The organism is Pseudomonas sp. UBA6315 (assembly GCF_002438125.1).
In the GTDB taxonomy this organism is placed as follows: domain Bacteria; phylum Pseudomonadota; class Gammaproteobacteria; order Pseudomonadales; family Pseudomonadaceae; genus Aquipseudomonas; species Aquipseudomonas faucium.
The window spans coordinates 13,927-35,752 of record NZ_DJTF01000172.1; the positions used below are offsets into that span (position 1 = coordinate 13,927).

Sequence of the window (21,826 nt, forward strand, 5' to 3'; positions counted from 1 at the left end):
CAGTGTCAGCTGCTTACCACTTGTAGGTGGCACTGGCGACCACGCTGCGCTCGTCGCCGTAGTAGCAGTAGTAGCCGTCGCAGGTGGAGATGTAGTCCTTGTTCAGCAGGTTGGTGGCGTTGACGGCCACCGAGGCGCCCTTGAGGCTGTTGTCCAGGCGGCCCAGGTCGTAGTGCACGGAGGCGTCGAACACGGTGTAGGCGTTGGCCTTGCCCAGGTAGGTATTGGCCTCGTTGCCGTAGGTGTTGCCGGTGTAGCGGGCGCCGGCGCCGATGCCGAAGCCATCGAGCACGCCGGTGTGCCAGGTGTAGTCGGCCCACAGCGAGGCCTGCTGGTTGGGCATCAGCTGCAGGCGGTTGCCTTTGTACTGGCCGTCCTGCACTTCCGATTTGGCCAGGGTGTAGGCTGCGATCACCTTGAGGTTGTCGGTGACGTCGGAAACGGCTTCCAGCTCCAGGCCACGCACCTTCACTTCGCCGGTCTGGCTGGTGATCGGCACGCCGCCAACGTTGTTGGTGACCGAGACGTTTTTCTGGGTCAGGTCATACACGGCTGCCGACAGCAGGGTGTTGGAGCCCGGCGGCTGATACTTGATGCCCAGCTCCCATTGCTTGCCTTCGGTGGGCTTGAACGACTTCTCCGGGTCGGCGTCGGCGTGGCTGGCCGGCTGGAACGACTCGGCGTAGGACAGGTAGGGCACGAAGCCCGAGTCGAACACGTAGCTGATGGCGGCGTTGCCGCTGAATTTCTTGTCGCGCTGGGTGTTGGTGGCGTCACCCTTGTTGAAGAACTTGGTGCTGGTATGCACCCAGTCTTCACGGCCACCGAGGGTCAGGCGCCAGTTGTCCAGGGCCATCTGGTCCTGCACGTAAACGCCGGTCTGGCGGGTTTTCTGGTCGTAGTCGTAAAACGCCGAGGAGCGATCAGGGCGGGTGATCGGCAACCCGTAGATCGGGTTGTTGACGTTGCTGTCCGGCACGTTGAAGCCATAGATCGACAGGTAGTTGTTGTTGACGCGCTGGTGGTCAAGGCCGAGCAGCAGGGTGTGGCTGACGTCGCCGGTGGCGAAGTCGGCCTGGAAGTTGTTGTCCACCGCGAACTGGCTGATGTCTTCATCGGTGTTGGTGGACATGCGGCTGACGGTGCCGTCGTCTTTCACCGGGCCGCCGGGCTCGTAGTAGGCACCGGGCGTGATGACCTGGAAGGCCAGGTCCGACTTGGTGTAGCGCAGGTTCTGGCGGAACTGCCAGACATCGTTCAGGCGGTGCTCGAAGGCATAGCCCAGCGCGTAGTAGGTGCGGTCATAGAACTCGTAGTCCGGGTCGCCCAGGTTCTTGTGGTGCGAGATCTTGCCGAAGGGCATGTCGATCTTGGTGCCCTGGATCGGGCGGAACTGGCTGGTGGCGCCGGTATCGTCGCGGGTGAACTGGGACAGCAGGGTCAACGAGGTGTCCTCGTCGATGTTCCAGGTCAGGCTCGGGGCGATGTTGTAGCGTTTGTCGTCGATGTGGTCGATCTGCGTGCCGCCGTCACGGATCACGCCGCTGACGCTGTACAGGAACTGGCCCTGGTCGTCGATCTTGCCGGTGCTGGCGAAGTTGATCTGGCGGTGGTTGTCGCTGCCGTACTGCAGCTCGATTTCATGTTCGCTCTGCGCCTGCGGGCGGCGGCTGACCATGTCCAGCAGGCCGCCGGGCGGGGTCTGGCCATACAGCGAGGACGCCGGGCCGCGCAGCAGGGCGAGGCGGTCGAGGTTCCAGGTTTCGGCTTTCGGGTTGGCGTACACACCGCGCGGCAGCGGCAGGCCGTCGAGGAACTGGGTGGGCTCGAAGCCGCGCACGCGCATCCAGTCATAGCGGGTGTCGCTGCCGTAGCTGGCCGAGACGATGCCCGGCATGTAGCGCACGGCGTCGTCCAGGCTGTGCACGCCGCGGTCGCTCATCTGCTGGCGGGTGGCGACGGAGATCGAGCGCGGCACTTCCACCAGTGCGGTATCGGTCTTGGTGCCGGCGGCGGTGCGCTTGGCAAGGTAGCCCTCCACCGGGCCCCAGGCGCTTTCGCTGTCGCTGCTGGCGTTCACGCTGGTTTCCGGCAAGGCCAGGCTGCCATCGGGCACGGCCACCAGGCTGTAGCTGCCGACGCTGCTTTGCTGCAGCTGCAGCCCGGTGCCGCGCAAGGCTGCCTGCAGGGCGCCGAGGCCGTCGTACTGGCCGTTGACCGGGGACGAATCGCGGCCGCTGACCAGTGCCGGGTCGATGGCCAGGGCAATGCCCGACTGGCTGGCGATCTGGTTCAGGGTGCTGGCCAGCGGGGCGCTGGGCAGGTTGTAGGCGCGCGGGGCATTTTGCTCGGCGGCGAACAGGGCAGGGCTGGCCAATGGCGCGGCCAGGCCGATGGCCAGGGCCATCAGGCTGGGACGCAGGAAACGATCAACGGCACGGGACATGCAGCGGGCTCCTCGACGGATAAGTGCTTTCTGCTTCCTTGCCGAGCGAGATTTCAGAAGTGACAGGGGTAATCTGAAAAAAAGTGAGAATTGTTTGGGTTTGGTTGTGGGCTGTTCCGGCCCTATCGCCGGCAAGCCGGCTCCCACAGAGAAAAGCACAGCCCCTCTGAGCGGTGACTTTCCTGTGGGAGCCGGCTTGCCGGCGATAAGGCCACCACGGTTCTATTCAGGAACTACTTGGGAACTACGGTCACCCACCATTGCGTATGCCGCTCGACCTTGACCGGCAACGCCGGCACCAGCGAAGCCAGCGCCAGGTCGGTATCGGTCAGCGGGAAACTGCCCGACACGCGCAGGTCGGCAACTTCATCCGCCACGCCAAGGTGCCCGTTGCGGTACTGGCCGAGCTTGGCCAGCAGGTCGGCCAGGCGCACGTTGTCGACCACCAGCATGCCGCGGGTCCAGGCATCGGCGCCGGCCTGCACCGGGCCGACATGGCCCAGGCCATTGCTGCTCATCAGCACCTGCTGGCCCTCGTGCAGCACTTGCTCGTCGCCACTGTTGAGCGGCATGGCGGCGACCGAGGCCTGCAGCACTTCCAGGCGCGTGCCGTGGTCTTCGCGGCGTACCAAAAAGCGCGTGCCCAGGGGGCGCAGGCGGCCATCGTCGGTGCGCACCAGCAAGGGGCGAGGGTCCTGGTGGCCGGTTTCCACCGAAATCTCGCCCTGGTGCAGCACCAGCACGCGCTGATCGCCGGCGTAGTCGATATCGACCGCCGTGTGGCTGTTCAGGCTCAGCAGGGTGCCGTCTTCCAGGCGCAGGGTGCGCAGCTCGCCGGTGGCGGTGCGCTGGTCGGCCAGCCAGTAGCTGGGCTGCAGCGACGGCGCGCCGAGCCAGCCAAGCAAGGTGCCGAGCAGGAGCATGCCGGCCAGGCCGCTACCGGCCCTGCCGATGCGCCGGCGCAGGCTGACACGTGATTGCAGCAAGGCCTGGCGGGCGGGGCCGGCGGCGGCGCTGACGCGCTGGTCGAGCACGCCAAGCTGGCGCCAGGCTCGGGCGTGTTCTTCGCTGGCGGCGTGCCAGCGCATGAATTCGTTGCGTTCATCGGCCGTGCCGCTGCCCTCGTCGAGGCTCAGTTTCCAGGCAATGGCGGCTTCCAGGACTCGGGCTGAAACCGGTGCAGCGTTCACGTCGGCTCCCCGTACAGGGCGATGTAGCACTGGCGCATGCCTTGGGCGATGTACTGGCGCACGCGCGACACCGACACTCCCAGGCGCTCGGCGATCTCGGCGTGGCCCATGCCGTCCAGGCGGTTGTGCAGGAAGGCGGCGCGGGCCTTGCTCGAGAGCTTGCCGAGCAGGCGGTCGATGGCCTTGAGGTCTTCGAGGATCAGGTGCTGGATTTCCGGCGAGGGGTGTTCGGCTTCCGGCAGGCGCGCCAGTTCGGCCAGGTAGGCTTGCTCCAGTGCGGCGCGGCGAAAGTGGTCGAACATCAGGCCCTTGGCCACGGCGGCGAGGAAGGCGCGCGGTTCGCGGGGGGGCTCCAGCTGTTCGCGGCCGAGCAGGCGCACGAACGTGTCCTGGCTCAGGTCTTCGGCACGCTGACGGCAGGCCATGCTGCGTTGCAGCCAGGCGAGCAGCCAGCTGCGATGGTCGCGATACAGCGCACCGACCAGATTGGCGTGTGGGCTTGGTGCAGAAGACACGCAGCGTCCCCCCGGAACGAATGCATTAACTAACGATAATTATTCGCGATTGTTGCAGAGGCGGGGGGTGGGGTGCAATGGACGCTTATCGGATTGCCAGCATGGCAGGGGGATCGAGGGGGGCAGAGTTGGCCCTATCGCCGGCAAGCCGGCTCCCACAGGTACAGCGCCAGCCTTGATTTTTGGGAGCGGCTTGCCGGCCTAAAGGCCATGGTTCTGCAGCTTGCGCCGCCGCCACCCGCGCAGCCGCTGCTCCAGCTGCAACGGGCTGTCGAGCTGCTGGCGGCGTGCCTGGCTGAGCAGGATCAGCGCCAGCTCCGCGGTCACCTGGGCATCGGCGCTGGCGTGGTGGCGTTCGTCGATCTGCAGGCCAAAGCGCGCCACCCAGTCGTCCAGCCCGGCCTCGCGCAGCACGGTATCGGGGTTGAGCATCGGCGCCAGTTCGGCCACGTCGAGAAAATGCCCCTGCAGCCGGTAGCCCAGGCTTTGCTTCAGCGCCCGGGCGAGCATGCGCTGGTCGAACGGCGCGTGAAACGCCAGCACCGGGCTGGCGCCGATGAATTCGAGCAGGTCGAGCAGCGCTTCGGCCGGGTCGCAGCCAGCGGCCAGGGCGCTTGGCCCCAGGCCATGGATCAGCACGCTGGCGTTGGTCTTCTGCAGCGGGCGGTGCAGGGTGCGCTCGAACTGCTGGGAAAAGTCGATGGCGCCATCTTCGATGGCCACGGCGCCGATCGACAGCACCTGGTCGCGGTTGGGGTTCAGGCCGCTGGTTTCCAGGTCGAGCACCACCCAGCGCTGTTCGCGCAACGAACACACACCCAGCGGCGCCGCCTTGGGCAAGCGCGCCAGGCGCTCGCGCGCGGCGTCTGCGAGCGGCACGCTGACCGGGCGCAGCCAGGCGAACAGGCTCACAGCTGGTACCGCAGGGCCAGGCTGCTTTGCAGGCGCTGGGCCTGGCGCAGCGACTCGCGCAGGATGCGCCGGTCCAGGTGGTTGAGGCTGTCCGGGTCCAGGCGGTTGGAATAGGGGAGGTTGTCGCGGGTTTGGCGCTGGTGCTGCTGCATGCGGGTTTGCTGGATGAAGTGGTAGGCCTCTTCGTAGGCGGCGCCATCGAGGGCTTCGATCACGCCTTGCTCGACCAGCTGGCGCAGGCGCTCCAGGGTATTGCAGGCGCCAATGCCGTTGGCCAGGGCCAGCAGCCTTGCGCCATCGACGAAGGGGGTCAGGCCCTGGACCTTGAGGTCGAGGGTGGCGGCCTTGTCGTTGCCCTGGCGGGTCAGCACGAACTCGCGCAGGCGCCCCACCGGCGGCCGCTGGCGCAAGGCGTTGTCGGCCATCATGCGCTGGAAGATGCGGTTATCGGCCACTTGCTCGAGCAGCTGCTGGCGCAGTTGTTCGCCACCTTGCTCGTTGCCCCAGACCACGCGCAGGTCGAAGTAGATGCTCGACGCCAGCAGGTTCTCCGGGCTGGCCTCGCGCACGAAGCCGGCAAAGCGTCGGGCCCATTCGGCGCGCGACAGGCACAGCTCGGGGTTGCCGGCCATGACGTTGCCCTTGCACAGGGTGAAGCCGCACTGGGCCAGGCACTGGTTGATGTATTGCGCCAGCGGCAGCAGGCGGCTGCGAATGGCCTGGGCCTCGGTGGCGTCGGCGGCCTCGAACAGGATGCCGTTGTCCTGGTCGGTGTGCAGGGTCTGTTCGCGGCGGCCTTCGCTGCCAAAGCACAGCCAGCTGAAGGGCACGCCGGGGTCGCCGCGTTCGGCCAGGGCCAGCTCGATCACCCGGCACACGGTATGGTCGTTGAGCAGGGTGATGATCTGGGTGATCTGGGTCGAGGAGGCGCCGTGGGCGAGCATGCGCTCGACCAGCTGGCCGATTTCGCCGCGCAGCGAGACCAGCGTCTCCAGGCGCGGCGCGTGGCGGATGGTGCGCGCCAGGTGCACCAGGTCGACCCGCTGCAGGGAGAACAGGTCGCGCTCGGACACCACGCCGCACAGGCGCTGGTTGTCCACCAGGCAGACGTGGGCGATGTGCCGCTCGGTCATCGCCATGGCCGCGTCGAAGGCGCTGGCTTGCGGGCTGAGGTAGAACGGCTTGGCGGTCATGTGCCGGTCGATCGGCGCCCCCAGGTCGGCGTCGGCTTCGGCCACCACCTGGCGCAGGTCGCGCAAGGTGAAGATGCCCACCGGGTAGCGCTGCGGGTCGACCACCACGATGCTGCCGACCTGCTGCTCGTGCATCAGCCGCACGGCGTCGCGCAGGGGGGTATCCGGGGTACACACCACCGGGTGGCGCATGGCCAGTTCGCCCAGCGGCGTGTTCAGCGAGTACTGGGTGCCTAGGGTTTCCACCGCCCGCTGGCGCACTTGCTGGTTGACCTGCTCGAGCAGGCTGCTGACGCCGCGCAGTGCAAAATCTCGAAACACATCCGACATCGAGAACAGGCGGATGAAGGCCGATTTGTTCAATTGCAGGCAGAAGGTGTCTTCGCCGGCCAGGTGTTCGGTGCGGGTGGCGCGCTCTCCAAGCAGGGCTGCCAGCGGGAAGCATTCGCCGCTGGTGATCTCGAAGGTGGTTTCCACGCCCGGCTTGACCAGGTGCTGGCGCTCGCCGACCACGCGCCCCTGCTTGACGATGTAGAAGTGCTCGACCGGGCCGTCCGCCGGTTTGAGGATGCTTTCCCCGCTGGCGTAGAACCGCAGCTGGCACTGTTCCACCAGAAAGCCCAGGTGGCTGTGCTCCATCTGGTTGAACGGTGGGAAGCGCTGCAGGAACTGCAGGGTGCCCTGGATGTTCTGCAGGACGGCAGTCCTGCCCGCCTGGCTGTAGGCGTCCTTTTTGCTCATGAAACTGACCGTATCGCTACGCCGAACTATATATATCTATATATAGGTGCCGGCCTTGTTGTTCTCGGCCCCCATGGTCGGCTTGCCGCCGTGCGGTGCCCATTGGACGTAAGTCTAGGGGCGTGCTGTGATCAATTTCTCAAGGCGTGGTCATACCGGCTGAGCGGGCTATTTTTTTGACGAGACGACCATGGTTGAGCATGACGACATCCTGAGTGAAGCGGAGCGTGAAGCATTGGCCGTGGTGAGTGCGCCGGTGGCACCTAAACCTGTGGTGCTGGTGGTGGATGACAACCCGGTGAACAGCGAAGCTCTGTGCCTGTACCTCAAGAGCCGGGGCATCGACTGCATGATGGCCGATGGCGCCCAGGAGGCGATGTTCAAGCTGCACTATGAGCCGCGTATCGCCTTGATGATCACCGACCTGCGCATGCAGCCCAAGGATGGCCTGGAACTGATTCGTCAGGTGCGTGAGTCGGAGCGGGCGGCGTTGTCGATCATCGTGGTGTCGGGCGACACCGATGTGAAGGAGGCGGTGGACGTGATGCACCTGGGGGTGGTGGACTTCCTGCTCAAGCCGGTGGACCTGGGCAAGCTGTTGGCGCTGGTGAAGAGGGAGTTGAAGATCGAATAGTGGGGTGCCTGCTCTGGCCCCATCGCCGGCAAGCCGGCTCCTACAATTTCTGTGGGAGCCGGCTTGCCGGCGATGGGGCCAGAAAGGCCCCGCAACTTACAGGCCGTTTTTCGCCTTGAACTCGCGACGACGACGGTGCAGCACCGGCTCGGTATAGCCATTGGGCTGCTTGGCACCTTCTACAACCAGCTCCACAGCCGCCTCGAACGCGACGTTGCCGTCGAAGTTCGGCGCCATTGGGCGGTACAGGGCGTCACCGGCGTTCTGCTTGTCCACCACCGCAGCCATGCGCTTGAGGCTTTCCAGTACCTGCTCCTGGCTGACCACGCCATGGCGCAGCCAGTTGGCCAGCAGCTGGGCCGAGATGCGCAGGGTGGCGCGGTCTTCCATCAGGCCGACATCGTTGATGTCCGGCACCTTCGAGCAACCGACGCCCTGGTCGATCCAGCGCACCACGTAACCGAGGATGCCCTGGGCGTTGTTGTCCAGTTCGTTGCGGATCTCTTCGGCCGACCAGTTGGTGTCGGCAGCCAGCGGGATGGTCAGGATGTCGTCGACCGAGGCCGGCACGCGCGAAGCCAGTTCGCGCTGGCGCGCCTGCACATCGACCTTGTGGTAGTGCAGGGCGTGCAGGGTCGCGGCGGTTGGCGACGGTACCCAGGCGGTGTTGGCGCCGGCCAGCGGGTGAGCGATCTTCTGCTCGAGCATCGCTGCCATCAGGTCGGGCATGGCCCACATGCCCTTGCCGATCTGCGCACGGCCTTGCAGGCCGGTGGCCAGGCCCACGTCGACGTTGTTGTTCTCGTAGGCGCCGATCCACTTCTCGTTCTTCATGGCGCCCTTGCGCACCACGGCGCCGGCTTCCATGGAGGTGTGGATTTCGTCACCGGTGCGGTCGAGGAAGCCGGTGTTGATGAACACCACGCGCTCGGCGGCCGCCTTGATGCATGCCTTGAGGTTGACCGTGGTACGGCGCTCCTCGTCCATGATGCCGACCTTGACGGTGTTGCGCTTCATACCCAGCAGGTCTTCGACGCGGCTGAAGATTTCAGCGGCGAACGCCACTTCTTCGGGGCCGTGCATCTTCGGCTTGACGATGTACACGCTGCCGGTGCGGGTGTTCTTGCGGCTGGTGTTGCCGTTGAGGTTGTGCAGGGCGATCAGGTTGGTGAACAGGCCGTCCTGGATGCCCTCGGGGATTTCGTTGCCCTGGGCATCGAGGATCGCCGGGTTGGTCATCAGGTGACCGACGTTGCGCACGAACAGCAGCGAACGGCCGTGCAGGGTGACGCTGCCGCCATTGGGCGCGGCGTACTCGCGGTCCGGGTTCATGGTGCGGGTGAAGGTCTTGCCGCCTTTGCTCACGCTTTCGGCCAGGTCGCCTTTCATCAGGCCCAGCCAGTTGCGGTAGACGATGACCTTGTCGTCGGCGTCCACGGCGGCCACCGAGTCTTCGCAGTCCATGATGGTGGTCAGGGCCGATTCCATCAGGATGTCTTTGACGCCGGCGGCGTCGGTGCTGCCGACCGGGGTGCTGGCGTCGACCTGGATCTCGAAGTGCAGGCCGTTGTGCTTGAGCAGCACGGCAGTCGGCGCGGCGGCGTCGCCATGGAAGCCGATCAGCTGGGCGTCGTCACGCAGGCCGCTGTTGCTGCCGCCTTTGAGGGTGACCACCAGCTTGCCGCCTTCAATGCGGTAGGCCGTGGAGTCGACGTGCGAGCCTGCTGCCAGTGGCGCGGCCTGGTCGAGGAAGGCGCGGGCGAAGGCGATGACCTTGTCGCCGCGGGCCTTGTTGTAGCCCTGGCCTTTTTCCGCACCGCCTTCATCGCTGATGGCGTCGGTGCCGTACAGCGCGTCGTACAGCGAGCCCCAACGGGCATTGGCGGCGTTCAGGGCGAAGCGGGCGTTCATCACCGGCACGACCAGCTGCGGGCCGGCCATGTGGGCGATTTCTTCGTCGACGTTCAGGGTGGTGGCCTGGAAGTCTTCGACTTGCGGCAGCAGGTAGCCGATTTCCTGGAGGAAGCTTTTGTAGGCGACGGCGTCATGGGCCTGGCCTTTGCGCGCCTGGTGCCAGGCGTCGATCTTGGCCTGCAGCTCGTCGCGCTTGGCGAGCAAGGCTTTGTTCTTGGGAGCGAGGTCGTTGATGATCTTCTCGGCACCCGCCCAGAACTGTTTGGCATCGATGCCGGTTCCAGGAATCGCTTCGTTGTTGACGAAGTCGTACAGGGCCTTGGCGACCTGAAGGCCACCGACGTGAACGTATCCAGTCATTGCTTGCCTCACCTCTGCTCAGCTATTTCGCTTTCGCTCTTCTGTATTAAGCCTGTAGCGCTTCTCTAAACACGGCACCAGTGCCTGCCCAGTCATCCACGAGCGCGGCGGGGTGCAGCTCGCCAGACGCGCTGGCGGGCGGTTTGCGTATTTTCACAGGCGCCTTGGCAGACATCGAAACGACGTTTTGTAGTCCGCGCCGATGCATACTACATGAAGCAGCAGGCAGGTAAACATCGGACTAAAAGCGTCGCTCTGCGACCGATTGGTCGCGTAGGGTCACGCTGGGAATTGGTATGTTCGCAAAAAACCGGTGGATTGTTCCAGATAAATCTTGAAACAGTACACGATTAGTTGCGCGGACTGCCCTGCGGCAGGTTGCCGCGCCTTGCCTATACTGACTCGATCCCCCGAATTTTCGCCGCTTTGCGCGGCTGCACGCAGAGGAAGTCGCTGTGGATCATCTTGTACTCACCGTGATCGCTCCTGACAAGGCTGGCCAGGTCGAACGCATTGCCCAGTGCATTGCCGACCACAACGGCAACTGGCTGGAAAGCCGCATGTCGCGCATGGCCGGGCAGTTCGCCGGGATCTTGCGGGTGGCGGTGCCGGCCGAGAACTACGACGAGCTGGTGAAGTCGCTGCAGGCGCTGAGCCAGTACAGCATTCGCGTGCTGATCGCCGAAAGCGGCATCGAGCCCTCGTGCACCTGGAAGCCGATCGCCATGGAACTGGTGGGCAATGACCGGCCCGGCATCGTGCGCGATATCACCCGCCTGCTGGCCGACCATGGGGTGAACCTGGAGCGTTTCACCACCGAGGTGCGCCCGGCGCCGATGAGCAGCGAGCCGCTGTTCCATGCCGATGCCTTGCTGGCGCTGCCGCTGACCCTGTCGCTGGATGAGCTGCAGCGCAAGCTGGAGAGCCTGGCGGATGACTTGATGGTGGAGTTGAAGCTGCGCCCAGAAGAGTGAGCGGGCGATTATCCCGAATATGCGGGGATGGCCCTGTGGATAAGCTGGGGGCGCACCTCGCCAGCCCAACAAGGGCGAGCCCTCCCGCCGTTTGAGCAAAAAACACCCAGTTTTCAGTGGCTTGTGCACAAACGCCGGGGACCAGGGTGTGGATAACCTCTGGAGATCTTTGCGCAGGCCACGAAATACGTGGCCTGCGTAGATGTGATCATTTTTTGATCAGGCGCGCTTGCGCAGATTCAGCCACGCATCGACGCTGTACAGCGCCAGGCCCGCCCAGATGCACACGAACGCCACCAGGCTGCTGGGCGACAGGTGCTCGTCGAACAGCCATACCGCCTGCATCAGCACCAGGGTCGGCGCCAGGTACTGCAGGAAGCCCAGGGTGGTGTAGGGCAGGTGCCGCGCCGCAGCGTTGAAGCACACCAGCGGCACCAGCGTCACCGGCCCCGCCGCCATCAGCCACAGCGCCTCGCTGCTGGTGTAGAACGAAGGTTGCGCACTTATCGCGGTGGGGTGCAGCAGCAGCCAGCCCAGCGCCAGCGGCACCAGCATCCAGGTCTCGACCACCAGCCCGGGCAGCGCGGCGACCGGCGCCTGCTTGCGGATCAGGCCATAGAAGCCGAAGGTCAATGCCAACACCAGCGATACCCAGGGCAGGCTGCCCACCTGCCACACCTGCTGCGCCACCCCCAGCGCCGCCAGGCCCACGGCCAGCCATTGCAGGCGGCGCAGGCGCTCGCCCAGCAACAGCATGCCCAGCAGCACGTTCACCAGCGGGTTGATGTAGTAGCCAAGGCTGGCTTCGAGCATGCGGCCGTTGTTCACCGACCACACATACGTCAGCCAGTTTGCGGCGATCAACGTGCCACTGAGGGCGAGGATGGCCAGGCGGCGCGGGTTGTCGCGCAGTTCGCGCCACCAGCCGGGGTGTTTCCACACCAGCAGCAACAGCGAACCGAACAGCGCCGACCAGAGCACCCGGTGGACGATGATCTCCACCGCCGGAACGCTCTGGATCGCTTTGAAGTACAGCGGGAACAAGCCCCAGATGATGTAGGCGCCAAGGCCCAGGAGGTACCCGCGGCGCGGGTTTGCGGCGTGCATGCAGAATCCTTGCTTAGGAAGCTAATTGAAGCGACGCCTATTGTAGACAGAGCGCGGCGCGCTTCTAGAACAATTTCAGCGGTTGTTCATCCAGCGCGGCCAGTTGCTCGCGCAGGGCGAGAATCTGGTCGCCCCAGTAACGCGGCTGGCCAAACCAGGGGAAGCTCGGCGGGAACGCCGGGTCGTCCCAGCGCCGCGCCAGCCAGGCGCTGTAGTGCAACTGGCGCAGGGCGCGCAGGGGCTCGATCAGGGCCAGTTCGCGCGGGTCGAAATCGTGGAACTCGTTGTAGCCATCGATCAGCTCGGCCAGTTGCCCCATGCGCTCTTCACGGTTGCCGGCGAGCATCATCCACAGGTCCTGCACGGCCGGGCCCATGCGGCAGTCATCGAGGTCGACGACGTGGTAGACCTCGTCGCGGTGCATCAGGTTGCCGGGGTGCAGGTCGCCGTGCAGGCGGATCACCTGGTGGGGCGTGCGGGCGTAGGCGTCTTCGACGCGTTTGAGCAGGTCGCGGGCTACCGATTCGAAGGCGGGCAGCAGTTCCTTGGGCACGAAGCCACCGTCGAGCAGGGTGTTCAGCGAGGCATGGCCAAAGTTGTCCACAGCCAGTGCCTCGCGGTGCTCGAACGGGCGTGTCGCGCCCACGGCGTGCAGGCGGCCCAGCAGTTGGCCCAGGCGGTAGAGCTGGTCGAGGTTGCCGGGCTCAGGTGCGTGGCCGCCGCGACGCGGGAACAGGGTAAAGCGAAAGCCCTGGTGTTCGAACAGGGTCTGGCCTTCGTGCTGCAGCGGCGCGACCACGGGCACTTCGCAGTCGGCGAGTTCGGCGCTGAAGCGGTGTTCTTCGAGGATCGCGGCATCGCTCCAGCGGCCCGGGCGGTAGAACTTGGCGATCAGCGGCTGCGCATCCTCGATGCCCACCTGGTAGACGCGGTTCTCGTAGCTGTTCAGCGCGAGGACGCGGGCATCGCTGAGAAAGCCGAGGCTTTCCACGGCGTCCAGGACCAGGTCGGGGGTAAGTGTGGCGAAGGGGTGCGACATGAGTGCTCCGGGGCTGGCTGCAAGGCCTCATGGTATCAGTGCCGGCCCTTGCGCGGGCCGCTCCCACAGTATTGCCCCTCGGCGGTGAACCTGTGGGAGCGGGCTTGCCCCGCGAACCGCGCGCTGCGCGGCCAGCCTAGACCGGTACCCCCAGCAACACCGACGACGGATGGAACTGCACCCGCACCGGGCTCCCCGCCTGCACCTGCTGCTGCGCCAGCCACTGCGCCTCGGCAAATGCATACAACGTCTGCCCATTGCTCAAAGCCAGGCGCACTTCACTGGGCTCGTGGCCATCGACCAGCACTTCTTCGACGGTGGCTTCAAGCACATTGCTGCCTGCCTCTGTCTCGTCGCCGGCCCCCAGCAGCTGCACCCAGCCCGCCTTGAGCAGCGCCACCACCATGGTGCCCAGGGTCAGCTCCAGGCGCGCAGTGCTGTCATGGGTGATCAGCGCCGCGATTTCCAGCCCGCCACCCAGGGCGAGGCTCACCCGGTCGTGCCGGCCTTCGCGGCGCAGGCCGCTGACTTGCCCCTGCAGCTGGTTGCGCGCGCTGGTGCGCAGCATCAGGCGCCCGAGCAGGTCGAGGTCGCTGGATTCTTCTGCGGCTTCAAGCAGCTGGGCCTGCAGGTTCTGCAGGCGCTGATACAGGCGCAGCACCCGCTCGCCTTCGGCCGAAAGGCGCGCGCCGCCGCCGCCGCGGCCACCGGTGCTGCGCTCGACCAGCGGCTGGCTGGCCAGGTTGTTGAGTTCGTCGATGGCATCCCAGGCGGCTTTGTAGCTGATGCCGGCCGCCTTGGCGGCGCGGGTGATCGAGCCTTGCTCGGCGACGTGCTGGAGCAGGGCGATGCGCTGCGGGCGGCGGGCGATGTGTTGGGTGAGCAGGGCAGGTAGGGACATGGGCTTGGCGGTCATGGGCTGATGGCACGACGGTGCCTTCGTGCCGGTGCACAGTCAAGCCTGGCCCGGCTTTGGCGTGCGCGCCAGGCAGTAGACATCGACGCGCCGCGCGCCATCCTTGTGCAGCAGCTGGGCAATCGCCTGGGCCGTGGTGCCGGTGGTGAGCACATCGTCGACCAGGGCGACATGCCTGCCTTCGAACGTGCCTGGGCGCTGCAGGCTGAACGCCTGGCGCAGGTTCCGGCGCCGCGCCTTGGCATCCAGCCCCTGCTGGGCAGGCGTGTCGCGGGTGCGCAGCAGCAGGCGCTCATCGCAACGCACATTCAGCTGTGTCGAGAGCCACCGCGCCAGCATGCCGGCCTGGTTGAACCCCCGTTCACGCAACCGCCGCCGGGCCAGCGGCACCGGCAACAACAGCTCAGGCACGGCCAGCCCTTCGGCATAGCGGTGAAGCAGGCCATGGCCCAGGAGTTCAGCCATCAGCCGCCCCAGCGGCCATTGCCGGCGGTGCTTGAAACGGCTGATCAAGGTGTCCACGGGAAACCCGTAGTGCCACAGCGCGACCACTTGCGCGTAGGCCGGAGCACGCCGGCTGCACGGGCCGCAGGTCAAGCCGGCCATGGGCAGCGGCAGCGCGCAGCGCACGCAGTGCTCGTCCAGCCAGGGCAGTTCCTGCTCGCAGGCGACGCACAGGGGGTAGGGCTGTTCGGCCGGCGCGTCGCAAAGTAAACAGACATGATTAATATTTGTACAGTTGTAAACCAGTGCTTTTACATGCGGTTGACAGTTCATAGGCCTTCCATGACTATGCGAGCTATCCGTGATGCGCTGGCGGGCATTCCTGTCCCGGCGCCAGCTACAGCCTAAACAAGGAAACGCCGATGAGCGCCAGCACAACTGCTACAACACGTCACGACTGGTCCCTGTCAGAGGTCAAGGCACTGTTCCAGCAACCGTTCAACGACTTGCTGTTCCAGGCGCAGACCGTGCACCGCGCGCATTTCGACCCTAACCGTGTGCAGGTCTCGACGCTGCTGTCGATCAAGACCGGCACCTGCCCGGAAGATTGCAAATACTGCCCGCAGTCCGGCCACTACAACACCGGGCTGGAAAAACAGAAGCTCATGGAAGTGCAGAAGGTGCTGGAAGAGGCCGCCCGGGCCAAGGCCATCGGCTCCACGCGCTTCTGCATGGGCGCTGCCTGGAAGCACCCGTCCGCCAAGGACATGCCCTACGTGCTGGAGATGGTCAAAGGGGTCAAGGCCATGGGCCTGGAAACCTGCATGACCCTCGGCAAGCTCGACCAGGAGCAGACCCAGGCGCTGGCCCAGGCCGGCCTGGACTACTACAACCACAACCTCGACACCTCGCCTGAGTTCTACGGCAGCATCATCACCACCCGCACCTACGGCGAGCGCCTGCAGACCCTGGCCTACGTGCGCGATGCCGGGATGAAGATCTGCTCCGGCGGCATCCTCGGCATGGGCGAGTCGCTGGATGACCGCGCCGGGCTGCTGATCCAGCTGGCCAACCTGCCCGAGCACCCGGAGTCGGTGCCGATCAACATGCTGGTGAAGGTGGCCGGCACGCCGCTGGCCGAGGAAGAAGATGTCGACCCGTTCGACTTCATCCGCATGCTGGCAGTGGCGCGCATCCTCATGCCCAAATCGCACGTGCGCCTGTCCGCCGGCCGTGAGCAGATGAACGAGCAGATGCAGGCCCTGGCCTTCATGGCCGGTGCCAACTCGATCTTCTACGGCGAGAAGCTGCTGACCACCGCCAACCCACAGGCCGACAAGGACATGCAGCTGTTCGCGCGCCTGGGCATCAAGCCCGAAGCGCGTGAAGAGCATGCCGACGAAGTGCACCAGGCTGCCATCGAGCAGGCGCTGGTCGAGCAACGCAGCAGCGAGCTGTTCTACAACGCAGCCTCGGCCTGAGATGGCCTTCGATCTGGCGGCGCGCCTGGCCGAACGGCGCGCCGCTGACCTGTATCGGCAGCGGCCGTTGCTGGACAGCCCACAGGGGCCGCAGGTGGTGGTCGACGGCCAGCCGTTGCTGGCCTTCTGCAGCAATGACTACCTGGGCCTGGCCAACCACCCCGAGGTCATCAAGGCCTGGCAGGCCGGCGCCGAACGCTGGGGCGTCGGCGGTGGCGCCTCGCACCTGGTGATCGGCCACAGCACGCCGCACCATGCCGTCGAAGAGGCCTTGGCCGACTTGACCGGCCGCCCGCGCGCGCTGCTGTTTTCCACCGGCTACATGGCTAACCTGGGCGCCATCACCGCCTTGGTGGGGCAGGGCGACACCGTGCTGCAAGACCGCCTCAACCACGCCTCGCTGCTCGACGGCGGCTTGCTCAGCGGTGCGCGTTTCAGCCGCTACCTGCACAACGACGCAGCCAGCCTGGCCGCCCGCCTGGAAAAGGCCACCGGCAATACCCTGGTGGTTACCGACGGGGTGTTCAGCATGGACGGCGACCTGGCCGACTTGCCGGCACTGGCCAAGGCCGCCCGGGCGCGGGATGCCTGGCTGATGGTCGACGACGCCCACGGCCTGGGTACCTTGGGCGCGCAGGGTGGTGGTGTCGTCGAGCACTTCGGCCTGGGCGTGGAGGACGTGCCGGTGCTGATCGGCACCCTGGGCAAGGCGTGCGGCACCGCGGGCGCCTTCGTCGCCGGTAGCGAGGACCTGATCGAAGCGCTGGTGCAGTTCGCCCGGCCCTACATCTACACCACCAGCCAGCCACCGGCACTGGCCTGCGCCACGCTCAAGAGCCTGGAGCTGCTGCGCCGGGAAACCTGGCGGCGGGAACACCTGGCGGCGTTGATTGGCCAGTTCCGCCAGGGCGCCGAGCAGATCGGCCTGCAGCTGATGGACAGCCCGACGCCGATCCAGCCGATCCTGGTCGGCGACAGTGCAAAGGCCCTGCGCCTGTCGCGCATGCTGCGCGAGCGCGGGCTGCTGGTTACTGCCATTCGCCCCCCCACCGTGCCTGCCGGCAGCGCACGCCTGCGGGTCACCCTGAGCGCGGCGCACAGCCAGGCGCAGGTGCAGCTATTGTTGAATGCATTGGCCGAGTGTTATCCACAACTGGAGGCCGCCGATGCGTAACCGACTGATCCTTCTGCCCGGCTGGGGGCTGGGCACCGCTGCCCTGGAGCCGCTGGCCGCCAGCCTGCGGGCCCAGGACGCCCGCCTGCAGGTCGAGCTGATGCCGCTGCCGGAGCTGGCCGACGCCGATTTGCAGGCCTGGCTGGGGCACCTTGACCGCAAATTGCCCACCGACACCTGGCTGGGCGGCTGGTCGCTCGGCGGCATGCTTGCCAGCGAACTGGCGCGCAAGCGTGGCGACCATTGCTGCGGCTTGCTCACCCTGGCCAGCAACCCCAGTTTCGTCGCCCGCCCAGGCTGGCCCCACGGCATGGCCGCCGACACCTTCGGCACCTTCCTGGACGGTTGCCGCAGCCATACCTCGGTCACCCTCAAGCGCTTTCGCACCCTGTGCAGCGACGGCGCCCAGCAGCCGCGCACGCTGTTGCGCCAGCTTGGCGTGGGTGTGCCGGATACCGACCCGCTGTACCTGGCCAGCGGCCTGCAAGTACTGGCCCAGCTCGATACCCGCGAAGCCCTGCAGGCCTACGGCGGCCCGCAGTTGCACCTTTTCGCCGGCAGCGATGCGCTGGTGCCGGCGGAAGCGGCCAAGGCCCTGAGCGAGTTGCTGCCCGACGTGGAAGTCGGGTTGGTCGAAGACAGTTCCCACGCCTTCCTGCTGGAATACCCACAGGAGCTGGCGGCGGGTATCAAGAGTTTCCTGCATGAGAGTGGCGATGACTGACCTTTCCCATCCAACCCTGCCTGGCACGCTGCCGGACAAGCGCCAGGTGGCGGCCTCGTTCTCCCGCGCGGCCGCCAGCTACGACAGCGTGGCGGCACTGCAGCGCGCCGTGGGCGTGAGCCTGCTGGAGCAGTTGCCGAGCGACCTGGCGCCTTCGCGCTGGCTCGACCTGGGCAGTGGCACCGGCTACTTCAGCCGGGTGCTGGCCGAGCGCTTCGCGCCTGCCAGCGGCGTGGCGGTGGATATCGCCGAAGGCATGCTGCGCCACGCCCGTGGCGAACAGGGTGGCGCGGCCTATCACGTGGCAGGCGATGCCGAGCGCCTGCCCCTGGGCGATGGCAGTGTCGACCTGGTGTTCACGAGCTTGGCGGTGCAGTGGTGTGGCCAGTTCGCCAGTGTGCTGAGCGAGGCGCAGCGGGTGTTGCGCCCAGGCGGCGTGCTGGCCTTCAGCAGCTTGTGCGTCGGCACGCTGGATGAGCTGCGCGCCAGCTGGCAGGCGGTGGACGGCATGGTCCACGTCAACCGCTTCCGCCGCTTCGAGGATTACCAGCGCCTGTGCGCGGCCAGTGGTTTGGAGCAGCTCGGCCTGCAGCGCCAGCCCCATGTGCTGCATTACCCGGATGTGCGCAGCCTGACCCATGAACTCAAGGCGCTCGGCGCCCATAATCTCAACCCTGGCAGGCCTTCCGGGCTGACCGGGCGCGCCCGTATGCAGGGCCTGCTGCAGGCATATGAGGCGTTTCGCCAGCCCCAGGGGCTGCCAGCCACCTATCAGGTGGTCTATGGTGTGATGCGCAAGCCACGGGCATGAGAGGAGTGAAATGAGCCAAGCCTATTTCATCGCCGGCACCGATACCGATGTCGGCAAGACCACGATCGCCGCAGGCCTGTTGCATGCGGCACGTTTGCAGGGCTTGAGCACCCTCGGCGCCAAGCCGGTGGCCTCCGGCTGCACGGCCACGGCCAAAGGGCTGCGCAATGCCGATGCCCAGGCGCTGATCGACGAAAGCACGCTGAAGCTGGCCTATGAGGCGGTCAACCCGTTTGCCTTCGAGCCTGCCATCGCCCCCCATGTGGCCGCGCGCGAAGCGGGCGTGGCGCTGGAAGTGCCGGCGCTGCTCAAGGCCATGCGCCATGTGCTGGACCAGGGGGCGGATTTCACCCTGGTCGAAGGCGCGGGCGGCTGGCGGGTGCCGTTGTCCGACCATGCCAACCTCTCCGACCTGGCGGTTGCGCTGAAACTGCCGGTGATCTTGGTGGTGGGCGTGCGCCTGGGCTGCATCAACCATGCCCTGCTCAGCGCCGAGGCGATTGCCCGCGATGGGCTGCAGCTGGCGGGTTGGGTCGCCAATATCATCGAGCCGCGTACCTCGCGCCTGGAAGAGAACCTGGCCAGCCTTGCAGAACGCCTGCCGGCGCCTTGCCTGGGGCGTGTGCCGCGGCTCAAGGTGGCGAGTGCAGACGCGGTGGCAGAACACCTGCAACTGGACCTGCTGGACTAGCGGGCATGCCCAGGGTCTATCAGCTAGCACTAGGCCATTAGGGATTTAAACGGGCCTTTTGCGTCGTGGCCTGCTTTAATTGCCAGTGTTCCTATCCAGCGTCATTGGAGTTCTGACATGGAAATCACCGGTAGCTCCGCCTACTACGCGGGCCTCGGCGCCATCCAGGCCGGGCAGAACCGCATCGACCAGGCCGCCGGCCAGATCGCCAACACCACCGTCGAACGTGCCGCCACCAGCCAGTCCAGCGACTTCCAGGCCGAGCGCCTGCGCGGGGTTGATCGCAGCCAGCAGATGGACTTGGCGACCAGCACCGTGCAGCTGGCCCTGGGCAAGACCGAAGTCGAGCTTGGCGCAAAAGTCGCCAAGGCTTCCGACGAAATGCTCGGCCGCTTCATCGACACCTACGCCTGATCCAACAATCAGCAGCCCCTCAAATTTTGTGGGAGCGGGCTTGCCCGCGAATGCGTCAGAACGGACATCCACTGTTGTCTGGGCCGGCGCTTTCGCGAGGCAAGCCCGCTCCCACAGTCATTTATGGGCAGGATTTACCGTAATGGCTGATATGCCATTTTTCGTGACTGAAATGGCACCATGGTCCCTCCTTGACATCCGGCGGTGCTAAACGTAAGTTTCAAACAACTGTTTGACCGAAAGCCACCAAGAGCTGGTCGGTATCGGCGGTCTCCCCAGAACTCATCACAGAGGTTCATCGCAATGCCTGATTACAAAGCCCCCTTGCGTGATATTCGTTTCGTCCGCGACGAGCTGCTCGGCTACGAGGCGCACTATCAGAGCCTGCCGGGTTGCCAGGACGCAACGCCAGACATGGTCGACGCGATCCTTGAAGAAGGCGCGAAATTCTGTGAGCAGGTGCTGGCCCCGCTGAACCGCGTCGGCGACCTGGAAGGCTGCACCTGGAGCGAGTCGGGCGTGAAGACGCCGACCGGCTTCAAGCAAGCCTACGAACAATTTGTCGAAGGTGGCTGGCCGAGCCTGGCCCACGACGTCGCCCACGGTGGCCAGGGCCTGCCAGAGTCGCTGGGCCTGGCCCTGAGCGAAATGGTCGGTGGCGCCAACTGGTCGTGGGGCATGTACCCGGGCCTGTCCCACGGTGCGATGAACACCATCTCGGCCCACGGCACCGAAGAGCAGCAGCACACCTACCTGACCAAGCTGGTCAGCGGTGAGTGGACCGGCACCATGTGCCTGACCGAGCCACACTGCGGCACCGACCTGGGCATGCTGCGCACCAAGGCCGAGCCGCAAGCCGACGGTTCGTACAAAGTCTCCGGCACCAAGATCTTCATCTCCGCCGGTGAGCACGACATGGCCGATAACATCGTCCACATCGTCCTGGCCCGCCTGCCCGACGCCCCGGCCGGCACCAAAGGCATTTCGCTGTTCATCGTGCCGAAGTTCCTGCCCAACGCCGAAGGCGGCGTGGGCGAGCGCAACGGCGTGAGCTGCGGCTCGCTGGAACACAAGATGGGCATCCATGGCAACGCCACCTGCGTGATGAACTTCGACAGCGCCACCGGCTACCTGATCGGCCCAGCCAACAAGGGCCTGAACTGCATGTTCACCTTCATGAACACCGCGCGCCTGGGCACTGCCCTGCAGGGCCTGGCGCACGCCGAAGTGGCCTTCCAGGGTGGTTTGAAGTACGCCCGTGACCGCCTGCAAATGCGTTCCCTGACTGGCCCGAAAGCGCCGGACAAGGCAGCCGACCCGATCATCGTCCACCCGGACGTGCGCCGCATGCTGCTGACCATGAAAGCCTTCGCCGAAGGCAACCGCGCGATGGTGTACTTCACCGCCAAGCAGGTGGACATCGTCAAGTACAGCCAGGACGAGGAAGAGCGCAAGAAGGCCGATGCCCTGCTGGCCTTCCTGACCCCGATCGCCAAGGCCTTCATGACCGAAGTCGGCTTCGAGGCCGCCAACCACGGCGTGCAGATCTACGGTGGCCACGGCTTCATCGCCGAGTGGGGCATGGAGCAGAACGTGCGCGACAGCCGTATCTCCATGCTGTACGAAGGCACCACCGGCATCCAGGCACTCGACCTGCTCGGCCGCAAGGTGCTGATGACCCAGGGCGAAGCGCTCAAGGGCTTCACCAAGATCGTGCACAAGTTCTGCCAGGCCCAGGAAGGCGTCGACGCGCTCAAGGAATTCGTCGAGCCGCTGGCCGCGCTGAACAAGGAGTGGGGCGAGTTGACCATGAAGGTCGGCATGGCCGCGATGAAAGACCGCGAGGAAGTGGGCGCCGCTTCGGTGGACTACCTGATGTACTCCGGTTATGCCTGCCTGGCCTACTTCTGGGCCGACATCGCCCGCCTGGCAGCCGAGAAGCTGGCAGCCGGTACCAGCGAGGAGGCGTTCTACACCGCCAAGCTGCAGACCGCACGCTTCTACTTCCAGCGCATCCTGCCGCGTACCCGTACCCACGTGGCGACCATGCTGTCGGGTGCCAATAACCTGATGGCGATGGACGAAGAAAACTTCGGCCTGTCCTACTAAGCCGCAAGGCTCTACAGAAACCCGCCTGCCCTCACCG

19 protein-coding genes are annotated in these 21,826 nt (G+C 65.8%); 9 read left to right on the forward strand and 10 right to left on the reverse strand.

Annotated features, from left to right (window positions below; all coding sequences use genetic code 11):
- Positions 1-13: 13 nt before the first annotated feature.
- From B3E94_RS20085 to B3E94_RS20105, 5 genes are all read right to left on the reverse strand, one after another.
- Positions 14-2,446, reverse strand: coding sequence for a TonB-dependent siderophore receptor (locus tag B3E94_RS20085; RefSeq protein ID WP_286914875.1), 2,433 nt, complete (start codon positions 2,444-2,446; stop codon positions 14-16).
- 233 nt (positions 2,447-2,679) lie between these two features.
- Positions 2,680-3,636 carry a FecR domain-containing protein gene (locus B3E94_RS20090; RefSeq protein WP_286914876.1) on the reverse strand — a complete coding sequence of 319 codons (957 nt, stop codon included), beginning with the start codon at positions 3,634-3,636 and terminating at the stop codon, positions 2,680-2,682.
- Positions 3,633-4,151 carry an RNA polymerase sigma factor gene (locus B3E94_RS20095; protein WP_286914877.1) on the reverse strand — a complete coding sequence of 173 codons (519 nt, stop codon included), beginning with the start codon at positions 4,149-4,151 and terminating at the stop codon, positions 3,633-3,635. Before B3E94_RS20095 ends, B3E94_RS20090 begins: the two co-directional genes overlap by 4 nt.
- A 201-nt stretch (positions 4,152-4,352) precedes the next feature.
- Complete coding sequence (locus B3E94_RS20100; protein ID WP_286914879.1) at positions 4,353-5,063, reverse strand: 3'-5' exonuclease; 711 nt, start codon at positions 5,061-5,063, stop codon at positions 4,353-4,355.
- On the reverse strand, positions 5,060-6,997 hold the full coding sequence (locus tag B3E94_RS20105) for a putative nucleotidyltransferase substrate binding domain-containing protein (RefSeq protein WP_236236987.1): 1,938 nt from the start codon (positions 6,995-6,997) through the stop codon (positions 5,060-5,062). The genes B3E94_RS20100 and B3E94_RS20105 overlap by 4 nt, the downstream gene beginning before the upstream one ends.
- Positions 6,998-7,187: 190 nt before the next feature.
- Here B3E94_RS20105 and B3E94_RS20110 point away from each other — a divergent pair, with 190 nt between their 5' ends.
- Complete coding sequence (locus tag B3E94_RS20110) at positions 7,188-7,631, forward strand: response regulator (protein ID WP_176514849.1); 444 nt, start codon at positions 7,188-7,190, stop codon at positions 7,629-7,631.
- A gap of 96 nt (positions 7,632-7,727) precedes the next feature.
- Here B3E94_RS20110 and B3E94_RS20115 read toward each other — a convergent pair whose 3' ends face one another.
- Positions 7,728-9,905: a malate synthase G gene (locus B3E94_RS20115; protein ID WP_286914880.1), complete on the reverse strand. Its 2,178-nt coding sequence runs from the start codon at positions 9,903-9,905 to the stop codon at positions 7,728-7,730.
- A gap of 455 nt (positions 9,906-10,360) precedes the next feature.
- Here B3E94_RS20115 and B3E94_RS20120 point away from each other — a divergent pair, with 455 nt between their 5' ends.
- Positions 10,361-10,879, forward strand: coding sequence for a glycine cleavage system protein R (locus B3E94_RS20120; protein ID WP_286914882.1), 519 nt, complete (start codon positions 10,361-10,363; stop codon positions 10,877-10,879).
- A 219-nt stretch (positions 10,880-11,098) separates the two neighbouring features.
- Here the strand turns inward: B3E94_RS20120 and rarD are convergent, their stop codons facing one another.
- The 4 genes from rarD to B3E94_RS20140 all read right to left on the reverse strand — a co-directional run bounded on the left by rarD (position 11,099) and on the right by B3E94_RS20140 (position 14,718).
- The gene (gene rarD, locus B3E94_RS20125; protein ID WP_176514855.1) at positions 11,099-11,986 is read right to left on the reverse strand and encodes an EamA family transporter RarD; all 888 of its coding nucleotides are present in this window, start codon (positions 11,984-11,986) and stop codon (positions 11,099-11,101) included.
- 64 nt (positions 11,987-12,050) lie between these two features.
- Positions 12,051-13,025: a serine/threonine protein kinase gene (locus B3E94_RS20130; RefSeq protein ID WP_286914883.1), complete on the reverse strand. Its 975-nt coding sequence runs from the start codon at positions 13,023-13,025 to the stop codon at positions 12,051-12,053.
- A gap of 136 nt (positions 13,026-13,161) precedes the next feature.
- Positions 13,162-13,926: a TOBE domain-containing protein gene (locus B3E94_RS20135; protein ID WP_286914885.1), complete on the reverse strand. Its 765-nt coding sequence runs from the start codon at positions 13,924-13,926 to the stop codon at positions 13,162-13,164.
- Between the two features lie 54 nt (positions 13,927-13,980).
- On the reverse strand, positions 13,981-14,718 hold the full coding sequence (locus B3E94_RS20140) for a ComF family protein (RefSeq protein WP_286914886.1): 738 nt from the start codon (positions 14,716-14,718) through the stop codon (positions 13,981-13,983).
- An 89-nt stretch (positions 14,719-14,807) separates the two neighbouring features.
- On the opposite strand from B3E94_RS20140, the gene bioB reads away from it, so the two are divergent.
- The 7 genes from bioB (at position 14,808) to B3E94_RS20175 (ending at position 21,789) form a co-directional block, all read left to right on the forward strand.
- The gene (bioB, locus tag B3E94_RS20145) at positions 14,808-15,866 is read left to right on the forward strand and encodes a biotin synthase BioB (protein WP_286914887.1); all 1,059 of its coding nucleotides are present in this window, start codon (positions 14,808-14,810) and stop codon (positions 15,864-15,866) included.
- A gap of 1 nt (position 15,867) precedes the next feature.
- A complete protein-coding gene (gene bioF / locus B3E94_RS20150) occupies positions 15,868-17,040 on the forward strand; it encodes an 8-amino-7-oxononanoate synthase (RefSeq protein ID WP_286914888.1) in 1,173 nt (390 codons plus the stop codon).
- A complete protein-coding gene (locus tag B3E94_RS20155; RefSeq protein WP_286914889.1) occupies positions 17,033-17,764 on the forward strand; it encodes an alpha/beta fold hydrolase in 732 nt (243 codons plus the stop codon). The genes bioF and B3E94_RS20155 overlap by 8 nt, the downstream gene beginning before the upstream one ends.
- Positions 17,757-18,575 (forward strand): malonyl-ACP O-methyltransferase BioC, encoded by an 819-nt coding sequence (gene bioC, locus B3E94_RS20160; RefSeq protein ID WP_286914891.1) that lies wholly within the window; start codon positions 17,757-17,759, stop codon positions 18,573-18,575. The genes B3E94_RS20155 and bioC overlap by 8 nt, the downstream gene beginning before the upstream one ends.
- Before the next feature lie 10 nt (positions 18,576-18,585).
- A complete protein-coding gene (bioD, locus tag B3E94_RS20165; protein ID WP_176514871.1) occupies positions 18,586-19,266 on the forward strand; it encodes a dethiobiotin synthase in 681 nt (226 codons plus the stop codon).
- Between the two features lie 117 nt (positions 19,267-19,383).
- Entirely contained in the window at positions 19,384-19,680 is a 297-nt protein-coding gene (locus B3E94_RS20170) for a pyrroloquinoline quinone biosynthesis protein PqqE (protein ID WP_176514873.1), read from the forward strand.
- A 303-nt stretch (positions 19,681-19,983) separates the two neighbouring features.
- Positions 19,984-21,789, forward strand: a complete 1,806-nt coding sequence (locus B3E94_RS20175; protein ID WP_176514875.1) for a phenylacyl-CoA dehydrogenase — start codon at positions 19,984-19,986, stop codon at positions 21,787-21,789.
- The last annotated feature ends 37 nt before the right edge of the window (positions 21,790-21,826 follow it).